Annotated in this window: 11 protein-coding genes; 2 read left to right on the plus strand and 9 right to left on the minus strand. The window is 61.1% G+C overall.

Features of this window, described 5'->3' with window-relative positions; all coding sequences use genetic code 11:
- Positions 1-9 precede the first annotated feature (9 nt).
- From V3W39_RS31570 to V3W39_RS31585, 4 genes are all read right to left on the minus strand, one after another.
- Positions 10-1707 carry a molecular chaperone HscC gene (locus V3W39_RS31570; RefSeq protein WP_177048893.1) on the minus strand — a complete coding sequence of 566 codons (1698 nt, stop codon included), beginning with the start codon at positions 1705-1707 and terminating at the stop codon, positions 10-12.
- A gap of 283 nt (positions 1708-1990) precedes the next feature.
- Complete coding sequence (adeC, locus tag V3W39_RS31575; protein ID WP_177048894.1) at positions 1991-3448, minus strand: AdeC/AdeK/OprM family multidrug efflux complex outer membrane factor; 1458 nt, start codon at positions 3446-3448, stop codon at positions 1991-1993.
- Positions 3445-6606, minus strand: a complete 3162-nt coding sequence (locus V3W39_RS31580; protein WP_177048895.1) for an efflux RND transporter permease subunit — start codon at positions 6604-6606, stop codon at positions 3445-3447. Before V3W39_RS31580 ends, adeC begins: the two co-directional genes overlap by 4 nt.
- Positions 6607-6609: 3 nt before the next feature.
- Positions 6610-7758 (minus strand): efflux RND transporter periplasmic adaptor subunit, encoded by a 1149-nt coding sequence (locus tag V3W39_RS31585; protein WP_177048896.1) that lies wholly within the window; start codon positions 7756-7758, stop codon positions 6610-6612.
- A 265-nt stretch (positions 7759-8023) separates the two neighbouring features.
- Between V3W39_RS31585 and V3W39_RS31590 the strand changes: the two genes are divergently transcribed.
- Positions 8024-8656, plus strand: coding sequence for a TetR family transcriptional regulator (locus tag V3W39_RS31590; protein WP_003219798.1), 633 nt, complete (start codon positions 8024-8026; stop codon positions 8654-8656).
- 351 nt (positions 8657-9007) lie between these two features.
- On the opposite strand, the gene V3W39_RS31595 is transcribed toward V3W39_RS31590, so the two are convergent.
- From V3W39_RS31595 to V3W39_RS31605, 3 genes are read right to left on the minus strand one after another with little or no spacing between them, the layout of a single operon-like run.
- Positions 9008-10063, minus strand: coding sequence for an alkene reductase (locus V3W39_RS31595; protein WP_330214039.1), 1056 nt, complete (start codon positions 10061-10063; stop codon positions 9008-9010).
- Between the two features lie 25 nt (positions 10064-10088).
- Positions 10089-11255, minus strand: a complete 1167-nt coding sequence (locus tag V3W39_RS31600) for an MFS transporter (RefSeq protein ID WP_177048898.1) — start codon at positions 11253-11255, stop codon at positions 10089-10091.
- 13 nt (positions 11256-11268) lie between these two features.
- Positions 11269-11583, minus strand: a complete 315-nt coding sequence (locus tag V3W39_RS31605; protein WP_177048899.1) for an ArsR/SmtB family transcription factor — start codon at positions 11581-11583, stop codon at positions 11269-11271.
- A gap of 156 nt (positions 11584-11739) precedes the next feature.
- Between V3W39_RS31605 and V3W39_RS31610 the strand changes: the two genes are divergently transcribed.
- Positions 11740-12324 carry an acyl carrier protein phosphodiesterase gene (locus tag V3W39_RS31610; protein ID WP_177048900.1) on the plus strand — a complete coding sequence of 195 codons (585 nt, stop codon included), beginning with the start codon at positions 11740-11742 and terminating at the stop codon, positions 12322-12324.
- A 110-nt stretch (positions 12325-12434) separates the two neighbouring features.
- Here V3W39_RS31610 and V3W39_RS31615 read toward each other — a convergent pair whose 3' ends face one another.
- Together V3W39_RS31615 and olsB are read right to left on the minus strand one after the other, a co-directional pair.
- Positions 12435-13226: a lysophospholipid acyltransferase family protein gene (locus tag V3W39_RS31615; protein ID WP_177076678.1), complete on the minus strand. Its 792-nt coding sequence runs from the start codon at positions 13224-13226 to the stop codon at positions 12435-12437.
- Positions 13226-13981 (minus strand): L-ornithine N(alpha)-acyltransferase, encoded by a 756-nt coding sequence (gene olsB / locus V3W39_RS31620; protein ID WP_010176659.1) that lies wholly within the window; start codon positions 13979-13981, stop codon positions 13226-13228. The genes V3W39_RS31615 and olsB overlap by 1 nt, the downstream gene beginning before the upstream one ends.
- Positions 13982-14231: the final 250 nt, after the last annotated feature.

Genomic DNA, 14231 nt, shown 5'->3' on the forward strand with positions numbered 1-14231 from the left:
GCAGGCTCCCTAGCGCCAGATGCCACTGTCCAGTTGTTCCAGTTGCCGGGTGAGTTCCGTGCGGGCTTCACGGATACGACGTTCGTCCTGGGTGTCGAGCACTTGCTGGAACTGCGCCGCCCAATGGCCCAATTGCTCACGCAACTCCCCCAGGTTTTCCTGGTAGAGCCGCTCCAGGCGTGCGGTCAGCACGGTGTTGACCTGTTGGTCCCTCGGGTGAATCTTCAGCAGCGCCAGGGCTTGCAGGCGTTGCTGGATTTCGTCCGCAGTCAGTACGCCGGGGTTGTTCTCGATCACCAGCGAGTGTTGCTCGCCCGTCAGCGGAATACTTACCTGGGCTTCCAGCAGGCCGTTGTTGTCATAGGTGAAGCGCACATCCAGCGAGACTTCGCCGGCCTTGCGCTTGGGCACATCAATTTCCAGCTCGCCGAGCTTGATGTTGTCTTTCACCAGGCGGCTTTCGCCCTGGAAGATTTTCAGCAGTACCTGGGCCTGGTTGTCGTGCATGGTGTGCACGGTTTTGACGCGGCTCACCGGCACGCTGCTGTTGCGCTCGATCAGCGGCAGGTAATGGCCGCTTTCGATGTGGTTACCGTACTGGGTCGAGGTTTCGATGCCCAGGGTGTAAGGGCAGACGTCGGTCAGCACCACTTCTTCCAGCGCCGCCGAACGCGCCTTGAGCGCGGCTTGAATCGCGGCGCCGTGGGCAACGACCTGGTCGGGGTCGAGGCTGATGGACGGGAAGCGCCCGAACAATCCGGCGGCCAGCTTGCGCACCAGCGGCATGCGCGTGGTGCCGCCCACCAGCAGGATCTCGTCCAGGTCGCCGACCCGGATGCGCGCGTCCCGCAGCGCCCGTTCAATCGGGGTGCGCAGGCGTTCAAGCAGCGGCGTGAAGAGTTTGGCCAGTTCCTGCTGGGTGATGGTGTGGGTCCATTGCTGGCCATCCACGCGCAACGTGAACTCGGCGCTGTCGTCCTGGCCGAGGGCCTTGCGCACCCGTTCGGCTTCGCGTCGCAGGGGTTGCAGCACCGAGGCCCGTGGCGGGAAGCCTTGGACGTTGCGCTGGCTGTCGATGAAATGGTCGAGCAGCAGGGTGTCGAAATCTTCGCCGCCGAGGAAGTTGTCACCGGCGCTGGCGCGCACTTCCATGACGCCGTCGAACAGCTCGATGATCGACACGTCAAAGGTGCCGCCGCCAAGGTCGAACACCAGGAACGAGGTTTCCTTGTCCCGCTGGTGCAGGCCGTAGGCGAGGGCGGCGGCGGTGGGTTCGTTGATCAGCTTTTCGATGTTCAGGCCGGCCAGTTCACCGGCGATGCGGGTGGCCTTGCGCTGGCCGTCACTGAAGTAGGCGGGCACGCTGATCACGGCTTCCGTGACGGTGTGGCCGTAGGTGCGCTCGATGTCTTCCTTGAGGCTTTTGAGCACCAGCGCCGAGAGCTCTTCCGGGCGGAACAGCCGGTCGCCCAGGCGCACTTCAGTGGCGCTGCCCATGTAGCGCTTGAACAGCGAGGTGGTCAGTTGCGGGTGAGTGTGCAGCCGCTCGCGTGCGGCCTGGCCCACCAGAATCCGGCCCTGGTCATCCAGCCCGACCACGCTTGGGGTCAGGAACTGGCCAAGGGCGTTGGGCACCAACTCGGTGGTATCGCCGCGCCATACGGCGGCAAGACTGTTGGTGGTCCCCAGGTCGATTCCTACGATCATTACGACAAGCTCCCTCTGTGGTCTGTAAGAATCTGTTACCAATTTTACCCTGATGTCCGGCGCGAAACGCAACCCACATTAGACCAGTGCCGCTCCCGGATCTGAAATGCACCCCCTTGTGGGAGCCGGGCTTGCCCGCGATGCAGACGACGCGGTCTGCCAGACACACCGCAGCGATCCCATCGCAGCCTCGCCAAGGCTCGACAGCTCCTACCTTGATCTTTGTTACAGGCATAAAAAAACCGCCTCCCGTGAGGGAAGCGGTTTTTGTGTTACCGGGCTATCAGAACAGATTCAGCTTTGGCGCTTCTTCTTTCAACGGCTCGTTCTTCGCGGTTTGCTCGTTCCAGCCACCACCGAGGGCCTTGTACAGGTTGACCTCGCTGTTGAGCTGCGCCAGGCGGTCGGTGATCAGCGATTGCTGGGCACTGAACAGTTGGCGCTGGGCGTCGAGGAACGTCAGGTTGCTGTCGACACCAATGCGGTAGCGACGCTCGGCCAGGCGGTAGTAATCCTGGTTGGCCGCGACGAAGCCACGTTGGGCGTCCAGTTGCTGCTTGTAGGTCTCGCGGGCGGCAAGGCCATCGGAGACTTCCTGGAAGCCGGTCTGGATCGCTTTCTCGTAGTTGGCGACGTTGATCTCTTTCTGGATTTTCGAGTAATCCAGGCTGGCGCGCAGGCTGCCGGCGTTGAAGATCGGGATGTTGATCTGCGGTGCGAACGACCAGGTACCCGAACCACCCTTGAACAGGCCGCCCAGGGTCGGGCTTGCAGTACCGGCACTGGCGGTCAGGGTGATGCTCGGGAAGAACGCTGCCCGTGCCGCACCGATGTTGGCGTTGGCCGCCTTGAGGTTGTACTCGGCCTGCAGGATGTCCGGACGACGTTGCAGCAGGTCCGACGGCAGGCCGGCCGGTACTTCGCTCAGCAGGTCGTCAGCCAATGGCCGGCTGACGATGTTCGCCGGCAGGCCGGTGCCCAGCAGCAGGGTCAGGTTGTTTTCGTCCTGGGCCACCTGGCGGGTATAGCGCGCCAGTGCAACCCGGGCGTTTTCCACCGAGGTACGGGCCTGGCTCAGGTCCAGGGCCGACGCTACGCCGACTTCATTGCTGCGGGAGGTGAGCTTGAAGCTCTGCTCGTACGCGCCCAGGGTGTCCTGGGTGAGCTTGAGCAGCTCCTTGTCGGCCTGCCAGGTCAGGTAGGCGTTGGCCACACTGGCCACCAGGCTGATCTGAGTGGTGCGACGCGCTTCTTCGGTGGCGAAGTATTGTTGCAGCGCTTGCTCGCTCAGGCTGCGCACACGGCCGAACAGGTCCAGCTCATAAGAGCTGATCCCCAGGCCCGCCGAGTATTGGCTGGTAATGCCCGCTTCGCCGGTCTGCGACAGTTTGGCTGGAGTCCGCGAACGGCTGCCGCTGCCGGTGGCCGAGATGGCCGGGAACAGGTCGGCACGCTGGATCTGGTACTGCGCGGCATAGGCGTCGATGTTCAGGGCCGCGACACGCAGGTCGCGGTTGTTCACCAGTGCAGTCTGGATCAGCTGCTGCAGGGCAGGGTCATGGAAAAACTGCTTCCAGCCTTGCTCGGCGGCGGCCTGGCTCGGCGCCTGGGCCGACGAATACGCCGGCCCCTGCGGGAACTGCGCGGCTACCGGCGCTTCAGGGCGCTGGTAGTCCGGGATCAGCGAGCAGCCACTGAGCACGAATGCCGTGACGGCTAAGGAAAGTAGCGACTTGCTCATTGGCCAGCCTCTTTAGGAGTTTGCTTGGTTTCAGTCTTTTTACGCTCGCCAGCGGAGGACACGGTTGCGAAGAACAGGGGTACCCAGAAAATCGCGAGGACCGTGGCGGTGATCATACCGCCAATTACGCCCGTACCGATGGCGTGCTGGCTACCTGAGCCGGCACCGGTGGAAATCGCCAGGGGCAGTACGCCGAGCATGAACGCCATGGACGTCATGATGATCGGACGCAGACGCATGCGGGATGCCTCGATAGCCGACTCGACGATGCCTTTGCCCTGTTCGTGAAGCTCTTTGGCGAACTCCACGATCAGGATGGCGTTTTTCGCCGCCAGGCCCACCGTCACCAACAGGCCCACCTGGAAGAACACGTCGTTGGACAGTCCCCGCAGGCTGGTGGCGATCAGTGCACCGATCACACCCAGTGGTACAACCAGAATCACCGCGATCGGAATCGACCAGCTTTCGTACAGTGCCGCAAGGCAAAGGAACACGACCAGCAGCGACAGGGCGTACAGCGCAGGTGCCTGGGAGCCGGACAGGCGTTCTTCGTACGACAGGCCGGTCCAGGAGTAACCGACACCGGCCGGCAGGTCCTTGGCGATACGCTCGACTTCCGCCATCGCATCACCGGTACTGTAGCCAGGTGCCGGGGTACCGAGGATTTCCATCGCCGCTACACCGTTATAGCGCGAGAGTTTCGGCGAACCGAAGATCCACTTGCCCGAAGAGATGGCCGACAGCGGCACCATCTTCCCGGACGTGCTGCGCACGTACCATTTGCTCAGGTCTTCCGGAGACATCCGGCTGGCGGCGTCACCCTGTACATACACCTTCTTCACACGACCACGGTCGATGAAGTCGTTGATGTAGCTGCCACCCAAGGCGATTGCCAGGGTCTGCTGGATGTCTGCCAGGCTGATGCCCTGGGCGCTGGCCTTCTCGTCGTCAACGGTCAGCTCGTACTGCGGCTCATCGTTCACGCCGTTGGGGCGCACGCCCGCCAGGATCTTGCTTTGTGCAGCGGCACCGAGGAACTGGTTACGCGCATCCATCAACTTCTGGTGGCCAACGCCACCCTGGTCTTGCAGGAACACGTCGAAGCCGGTGGCGTTACCCAGTTCCAGTACCGACGGTGGTACCACGGCGAACACCATGGCGTCCTTGAAGGTCTGGAAGAAATAACCCTGGGCGCGCTTGGCAACTTCAAATACCGACAGCGACGCATCACGCTCATCCCATGGCTTGAGCATCACGAACGCGAGGCCCGAGCTCTGGCCACGACCGGCGAAGTTGAAGCCGTTTACGGTAAACACCGATTTAACCGCCTTGCCTTCGCCTGGCTCGCCTTCCTTGTCGTTCAACAGGTAGGCGCGCATGTCGTCGATGACTTTCTGCGTACGTTCAGCCGAAGAGCCCACTGGCGTCTGGACCTGGGCAAAGATCACGCCCTGGTCTTCCTCTGGGAGGAACGCGCTTGGAATACGGGTGAACATCCAGATCATGCCGGCGAGGATCAGTGCATAGACCACGAAAGCCGGGAACTTGTGCTTGATCATGTTACCGACGCCGCGCTCGTAGCTCAGTACGCCACGGTCGAAGGTACGGTTGAACCAGCCGAAGAAACCGCGCTTGGGTTGGCCGTGCTTTTCCGGGTCAATCGGCTTGAGCATGGTGGCGCACAAGGCCGGGGTGAAGATCAGGGCAACCAGTACCGACAGCGCCATCGCCGAAACAATGGTGATGGAGAACTGGCGGTAGATCACACCGGTGGAACCACCGAAGAACGCCATTGGCAGCAATACCGCCGACAGTACCAGGGCGATACCCACCAGGGCGCCCTGGATCTGGCCCATGGACTTGACCGTCGCCTCCTTGGGCGACAGGTGCTCCTCGGCCATTACCCGCTCGACGTTCTCCACCACAACAATGGCATCGTCCACCAGCAAGCCGATGGCCAGGATCATGCCGAACATGGTCAGGGTGTTGATGGTGAAGCCGAACGCGGCGAGGATCCCGAAGGTACCCAGCAATACCACCGGTACGGTCATGGTGGTGATGATGGTGGCGCGGAAGTTCTGCAGGAACAGGAACATCACCAGGAACACCAGCACGATCGCTTCGACCAGGGTGTGAACCACACCGGAGATCGATTCGGTCACGACCGGCGTGGTGTCATACGGCACCACAGCCTTCATGCCAGGCGGGAAGAACGGTTCGAGGGACGCAACCGTTTCACGAATCGCCTTGGCGGTGTCGAGTGCGTTGGCACCGGCTGCCAGCTTGATCGCCATACCGGAAGCCGGCTTGCCGTTGAACTGTGCACTGATGCTGTAGTTCTGGCCGCCCAGTTCGATACGCGCAACGTCACCCAGACGAACCTGGGAGCCGTCGGAGTTGACCTTCATCAGGATATTGCCGAACGCTTCAGTGGTTTGCAGACGCGTCTTGCCGATGATGGTGGCGTTCAACTGAGTGCCGGGCAGGGCAGGCAGGCCGCCCAATTGGCCGGTGGCCACCTGGACGTTCTGCGCCTGGATGGCGTTGCTGACATCCACTGGCGTCAGCTGGTAGTTGTTCAGCTTGGCCGGGTCGAGCCAGATACGCATGGCGTACTGGGAACCGAACACCTGGAAGTCACCCACACCAGCGGTCCGGGAAATCGGGTCCTGGATGTTGGAAACGATGTAGTTGGAAAGGTCATCCTTGGTCATGCTGCCGTCTTCCGACACCAGACCGATCACCATCAGGAAGTTCTTCACCGACTTGGTAACGCGGATACCTTGCTGCTGTACTTCTTGTGGCAGCAGCGGGGTCGCCAGGTTGAGCTTGTTCTGCACCTGAACCTGGGCGATGTCCGGGTTGGTACCCTGGTTGAACGTCGCGGTGATGGTCATGCTGCCGTCGGAGTTACTGTCCGAGGCGACATAACGCAGGTTGTCGATACCGTTGAGCTGTTGCTCGATCACCTGCACCACGGTGTCCTGCACGGTTTGTGCAGACGCGCCCGGGTAGGTCACTTGGATATCAATGGCGGTTGGCGCAATGGCCGGGTACTGGTTGATGGGCAACTTCAGGATAGACAGTGCCCCGACCAGCATGATCACCAGGGCAATTACCCAGGCGAAAATGGGACGGTCGATAAAAAATTTCGACATGAATTACTCCCCTTGACCAGCAGCGGCAGCAGGAGCAGCAGCGGAACCGGCGGGCTTGGCGTTATCCGCGTCCTTGACCTTGACTTCGATGCCCGGCTTGATGAATTGCAGGCCTTCGGTGATCACACGGTCACCGGCGTTCAGGCCTTTTTCCACCAGCCAGTAGGCGCCGGTAGTCCGGTTGGCGACCAGTACACGCTGCTCGACCTTGTTGTCCTTGTTCACCACCAGCGCGGTCGGGATGCCCTTCAGGTCGCGGGTCACGCCTTGCTGCGGTGCCAGGATGGCCTTGCTGTTCACACCGGCCTGCAATTGCGCGTGCACAAACATGCCCGGCAGCAGGGTGTGGTCTGGGTTCGGGAATACGGCACGCAGGGTCACGGAACCGGTGGTTTCGTCGACCGAGACTTCAGAGAATTCCAGTTTACCGTCCAGCTTGTAATCGCTGCCGTCTTCCAGGGTCAGCTTGACCTTGGCCGCGTTGTCACCGGCTTTTTCCAGCTGGCCGCTTTCCAGGTCGCGACGCAGTTTCAGCATCTCGGCGGAGGACTGCGTGACGTCGACGTAGATCGGGTCCAGTTGCTGGATCACGGCCATGGCATCGGTCTGGCCGTTGCTGACCAGCGCGCCTTCGGTGACCGAAGAGCGGCCGATACGCCCGGAGATCGGGGCGAAGACCTTGGTGTAGCGCACGTTGATCTGGGCCGTTTGCACGTTGGCTTCAGAGGTCATGCGGTTGGACACGGCGGTGTCGTATTCCTGACGGCTGACCGCTTGCTCGTCCACCAACTGCTTGTAGCGGTCGGCAATCGACTTGGTCTGGGCCAGGTTGGCCTGGGCGCTTTTCAGAGAGGCGTCATACACCGACGGATCGATCTGATAGAGCTGCTGGCCTTCCTTGACGTCGCCGCCTTCCTTGAACAGGCGCTTGAGAATGATGCCGTTGACCTGAGGGCGAACCTCGGCAATGCGATAGGCCGTGGTGCGGCCTGGCAGCTCGGATGTCAGGGTAAAGGCTTGAGGTTGAATAGTGACCACGCCGACCTGAGGGGTTTGAGCGGGCGGAGCCGCTTCTTCCTTTTTACATCCGCTGAGCAGCGATGCCAGGGCGACGGCAGTAACCAGGGCGGTAACAGCTGGCTTAAGTTGCATGAAGATCCTCGGGTCAGGCGCGCAGAGTGCGCACAAGAAGTGTGGAAGGGTAAAAAACAGGCACTGAGTGGATAAGTAGCTTGCTACGCAATATACTTACGTTCATGGTTGTTTGTAAACTCTTGACAGGCTTCGCGGAATGTTGACAAAGCAGCGTCCAAAGCCTCGATTCTAGTACGTTCGGCGCCCATGAAGGCGTCGTCCCACAATTATTCAGATGGTCGTTTCCGGCCACCCAAAGTGTCCTGATTGAGGTTTTACTGCCATGGTTCGTCGTACCAAAGAGGAAGCTCAGGAAACGCGCAGCCAGATTCTTGAAGCGGCCGAGCAAGCCTTTTACGAGCGCGGGGTTGCGCGTACCACGCTGGCGGACATCGCCGCCTTGGCGGGCGTGACGCGCGGTGCCATCTACTGGCATTTCAGCAACAAGGCCGACCTGGTGCAGGCGATGCTCGATACGCTGCACGAGCCGCTGGATGAGTTGGCCAGGGCCAGTGAGAGCGAGGACGAGGTCGATCCGCTGGGTTGCATGCGCAAGCTGCTGATTCATCTGTTCCATCAAGTGGCGCTGGACCCGAAGACCCGGCGCATCAATGAGATTTTGTTTCATAAGTGCGAATTCACCGATGAAATGTGTGATCTGCGCCGTCAGCGCCAGACCGCCAGCCTTGAATGCAACCTGCGCATCGGGCTGACCCTGCGTAACGCGGTCCATCGCGGGCAGCTTCCGGAGAATCTCGACACCGTACGTGCTGCCGTATGCATGCACGCTTATATCGACGGAATTCTCGGCCAATGGCTGCTGGTACCCGACAGTTTTCAATTGGCCCAGGACGCAGAACGGTGGGTCGATATCGCGTTGGACATGCTGCGCTTGAGCCCTGGCCTGCGCAATTAAGACAAAATGCGTAATTGCGACCAGTTGTGTCAACAATAAAGGCCAGGGCAGGTCAATCAGCCTTTTCCCTGATTTTATGGGGTGACGTTATATACGGGCTGGCGGGTGGTTGATAGGTAGTTGGCTAAGTATTTTGTAGCAATATTGTTGCAAGGCTGTGAAGGAATGTTCCTGCGGCCTGTGTAGGAGCGAGCTTGCTCGCGAAGATCGTCAACGATAACGCGGGCATGCTGCATTAACGCGTCGCCTGGGCGTTTTTCGCGAGCAAGCTCGCTCCTACAGGAAAATGTTTCCTGCGGCCCATAAAAAAGCCCCGGCTCTCGCAAGCCGGGGCTTTTTCGTTTCAGCCGATTACAGGGCCAGGGTCGGGTAGTCGATGTAGCCGACCGGGCCTTTGGCGTAGAACGTCTCTGGATGCGCTTCGTTCAGCGGAGCATCGGCCTTCAGGCGAGCCGGCAGGTCCGGGTTGGCGATGAACGGTACGCCGAACGCTACGGCGTCGGCCTTGCCCGAGGCCAGCCAGGCGTTGGCGCTGTCCTTGGTGAAGCGTTCGTTGGCGATGTACGGGCCGCCGAAGGCTGCTTTCAGTTGTGGGCCGAGGCTGTCACCGGCTTCCTTTTCACGGGAGCAGATGAACGCGATGCCACGCTTGCCCAGTTCCTTGGCGATGTAGGTGAAAGTTTCCGACAGGTTGGCGTCGCCCATGTCGTGGGAGTCGGCGCGTGGTGCCAGGTGCACACCCACACGGCCGGCGCCCCAGACTTCAATCACCGCATCAGTCACTTCGAGCATCAGGCGTGCACGGTTTTCCAGGGAGCCGCCATAGTTATCGGTGCGCTGGTTGGTGCTGCTTTGCAGGAACTGGTCGAGCAGGTAGCCGTTTGCGCCGTGAACTTCCACGCCGTCAAAACCGGCAGCCTTGGCGTTCTCGGCACCTACGCGGTAGGCGTCGACGATGTCGGCGATTTCAGCGGTTTCCAGGGCACGCGGGGTAGGGTAGTCGGCCAGTGGGCGCACCAGGCTGACGTGGCCTTTAGGCTGGATGGCACTGGGTGCGACCGGGGTTTCACCGTCGAGGTACGATTCATGGGAGATGCGGCCCACGTGCCACAGTTGCAGGAAGATCTTGCCGCCTGCGCCGTGTACGGCCTTGGTTACATTGGCCCAGCCACGCACCTGGTCGTTGGACCAGATGCCCGGGGTATCCGGGTAGCCCACGCCCATTGGCGTCACAGAGGTGGCTTCGCTGAGGATCAGGCCGGCGGAGGCACGTTGTACGTAGTACTCGGCCATCAGCGCATTGGGCACACGACCGGCGTCGGCACGGCAGCGGGTCAGCGGCGCCATGATGATGCGGTTCGACAGTTCCAGGTCGCCCAGCTTGATTGGATCGAAAATAGTCGTCATGGGATACACCCTTCTCTTTAGTTGATCAGTTGGTCGCGGGGGCCAGGTCGGCATCGCCGGTCTGACGGAAAGTAATCAGGGTCACCAGCAGGGCGAGCACCGCCAATGCTGCAGCGGCCAGGGGCACGCTGGTCAGGCCGAAACCGTGGGCAATCACGCTGCCGCCAACCCAGGCGCCGAGGGCGTTGCCGATGTTGAAGGCGCCGATGTTCAAGGTGGACACCAGGTTGGGGGCGGCCTTGCCGAAGGTCACCACGTTGATTTGCAGTGCCGGCACGGCGGCAAACGAGGCGGTGGCCCAGAGGAACAGGGTGATTTCAGTCGGGATCACGGCGACGCTGGTCCAGGTCAGCACCGTGGAGACGACGGCCATGCTGATGAATACGCCGATCAGGGTGGCGGCCAGGCGTTTGTCTGCCAGCTTGCCGCCGATGATGTTGCCGACGGTCAGGCCCAGGCCGATCAGCAGCAGGGTCCAGGTCACGCCTTTGGGCGAGACACCGGTGACATCCCCCAGCAGCGGCGCGACGTAGGTAAAGAGGGTGAACATCGAGGCGGAGAACAGCGCGGTCATGCTCAATGACAGCCAGATACCGGCGCCTTTGAGTGCTTTGAGCTCGGCGCGCATGTCGAGTTTTTCCTCGTCACGCTTGGTCGGCAGGAAGCGGATCAGGCCGATCAATGCGATCACTCCAATCACGGTGACTGCCCAGAAGGTCGAGCGCCAGCCGGCTTCCTGGCCCAGTGCCGTGCCCAACGGCACACCCAGCACGTTGGCCAGGGTCAAGCCGGTGAACATCAGCGCCACGGCCGAAGCACGTTTGTTGGCCGGCACCAGGTTGGCGGCGACCACCGAACCGATACCGAAGAAGGCACCGTGGCAGAGCGCCGTCACCACACGGGCAAACATCAGCACGTTGTAGTCACTGGCCATGGCGCAGAGCAGGTTGCCGATGATGAAAATGCCCATCAACGCTACCAGGGCGGCCTTGCGTGGCAGCTTGGCGGTGGCCAGTGCCATGAAGGGCGCGCCGATGGCCACGCCCAGGGCGTAACCGGTCACCAGCCAGCCGGCGCCGGGAATCGATACACCGAGGTCGGCCGCCACATCGGGCAACAGCCCCATGATGACGAACTCGGTCGTACCGATGGCGAAGGCGCTTAAGGCCAGGATGAGTAGCGAGAGAGGCATTGGTGGGTCCTTGTTACAGCGGTGTGCTGAGTTCTTCGGTGAGCGCTTTGAGGAAGGCTTGTATTGCCTCCTCATTGCGTTTGAAAAAGTGCCATTGGCCGGCCTTCTGGCTGCTGATCAGCCCCGCCCGTTGCAGAGTCGCCAGGTGCGCCGACACGGTGGACTGGGACAGGCCGCAACGCTGGTCGATCTGCCCGGCGCAAATGCCGTGCTCGTGGTGGTGGATCTGCTCAGGGAATTGCGTCTTCGGGTCTTTCAGCCAGTTGAGGATGTCTCGCCGTACTGGGTGCGCCAGGGCTTTTATTATTTCGTCGAGGTCGATGGACATGGCAGTGATGCTCGGGTTTGTAAAACGTTATATCGCGATGAGGCGAACTTTAAATCGTTATATTCCGATACACCAATATGATTTTGGTCTTAGGCCAGGCTAAATCGGTATATCGGGTTATAACGATACGTTGGCGGCAGTGTTAGACTGCGCGGCATGAATTATCTCGCACATCTGCACCTGGGCGGCCAACTTCCTGCTCAATTGCTCGGCAGCCTGTATGGCGACTTCGTTAAAGGTCGCCTGCAAGGCCAGTTCAGCCCGCAAATCGAGTCGGCGATTCAGTTGCACCGCTCAATCGACCGCTACACCGACAGCCACCCGCTGGTAGGGGAGGCATTGTCGCGCTTCACACTCACCCGACGCCGCTACGCCGGGATCGTCCTCGATGTGTTTTTCGACCACTGCCTGGCGCGGGATTGGGCCTTGTATGCCGATCAGCCGCTGGAGCGGTTTACCTCGCGGGTTTACCGGGTGCTCGCCGAAGAGCCGGCGTTGCCGGGGCGGCTGGCGCAGATTGCGCCGTATATGGCGGCGGATGACTGGCTGGGTTCATACCGCGAGTTTGCGGTGATGGAGCAGGTATTGGCGGGGATCGGCCGGCGCCTGACACGGCCCGAAGAACTGGGCCAAGCCATGCAGGAATTGCGCACGCTGTATGAGCCGTTGAGCGAGGACTTTCGGGTGTTTTATCCAGAGTTGCAGCAGTTCGCACAAAACCAGCTGACCACACATAACTAAATGTGGGAGCTGGCTTGCCGGCGATGCAGGCACCTCGGTTTTTCAGATACACCGAGGTGATGCCATCGCAGGCAAGCCAGCTCCCACAGGTTAATTGTGTTCACATCACTTCATGCAGCGAACGCTGGCCGTACGGGTAGCTGCTCTGTTTCAGGGGTTGGCCCAAACAACGCCTTCTGCACCGCCTGCTGCGCCTGGAATGCCAGCGCGGCACGTTCCTGCCCGGCGCAGGCAATCGGCTTGAGCAGATGGATTTCCACATCGCCCTGGTCATTGCCAAACAAACGCATCAGGTGCGAGAGCAAATCATCGTCGCCAATAAAGGGTGCCAGCGGGTCGATGTTGCCATCGCGCAGATAACGGATCGCCACCGGTTGCAACGACACGTCGGCATCAATCGCACTGGCCAGCAACCGCCCATGGAACGTGCGCAGGGCACGACCATCGGTGGTGGTGCCTTCCGGGAACATCAACAGCGGGTGCTTTTGTTCCAGGTGACGGGTCATCTGCTTGCGGATCAACTGGCTGTCACCCGAACCGCGGCGGATAAACAGGCTGCCGGCCTTGGCCGCCAGCCAGCCCGCCACCGGCCAGGTACGCACCTCGGCCTTGGACAGGAACGACATCGGCGCCACCATCCCCAGCAGCGGGATATCGGTCCAGGACACATGGTTGCTGACCCACAGCATCGACTGCTGTGGCAACTCACCGTGAACGGTCACGCGAAAGGGCAGGGCACTGGTCAGCCGCGCCATGAAAAACCGCGACCAGCGCTGGCGGCGTACCATCGAGTTGGCCACCCCCAAACGTTCAAACACACCAAACACACTGGCCATGGTCAAACCCAGGGCCACCACCAGCAGCACGCGGGCGATCCGCCCGTACACCCGAAGGCGGCTCATCACATGGCTGCCTTGAAGTGGCGAGCGTAACGCGGGCACAACTCGTCGCGCTTGAGCAGGATAAACACGTCGGCCACCTGGAAATCCTCGTCCCAGCATGGCTCGCCGCAAATCTTCGCACCCAGGCGCATGTAGGCCTTGAGCAGGGGCGGCATTTCGGCGATGACGTTGGACGGCAGGTCCAAGGCAGGCAGCGGTTTTTTCGGCTCGGCGCGCAGGTGTTCGTTGCACAGGTAGCGTTCGCGCAGGCGCTGCATGATGGCGTGGGCCTGGATGCCGCCGTCGTGCATCGGGATGCTCGCGCAGCCCATCAGGTAGCTGTAGCCGCCCTGGTTGAGTACCTCGGCCAATTCGCCCCACAACACCGCGATGGTGCCGCCGTTGCGGTAGGCCGGGTCGACGCAGGTGCGGCCGATTTCCAGGATCGGGCCTTTGAGGTGCAGCAGGCCGTGGAGGCTGAATTCTTCTTCGCTGTAGAAGCGGCCCAGGGTGCTGGCGGCCTGGTGGTCGAGCAAACGGGTGGTGGCGACGAGTCGACCGCTGTTCAAATCCCGCACGCCGATGTGGCTGCAGTGAACATCATAGTCATCCATGTCCAGACCCAGTTCAGCGCCTTTCAGCTTGGCGTTGAATTCGCCGCTGAACACGTTGAACCGCAGGGCCTGGGCTTCCTGCAAAGCCTGGGCGCCGATCAGGCGTTCGGCTTGCAGGCGGCGTTCATTGCCGGTGTCGCTGATGCGGGCGATCTGAGTCATGGCGAGTCTCCGAGTGCCGGCCAGGGTTGCGGCCGGTCGACTTGTTTGTGCCAACTCAGGCTATGTACGGCCGGTGTCATCTCCATGAAGTTACGGTGACGCTTAGATGACAGGCGTTTTGGTCGGGGATCGCTGGGTACATATCCGTTATTTAGGTAACGGCCGCCTATGGTTTCGCTCTTACAGCGAGTCACTTTGCAAAAGCGGCAAAGTAACCAAAACGCTCTGCCCCGCCTGTCGGCACCTCGCT

The organism is Pseudomonas sp. Z18(2022) (assembly GCF_036346535.1).
Lineage (GTDB): Bacteria > Pseudomonadota > Gammaproteobacteria > Pseudomonadales > Pseudomonadaceae > Aquipseudomonas > Aquipseudomonas yamanorum_A.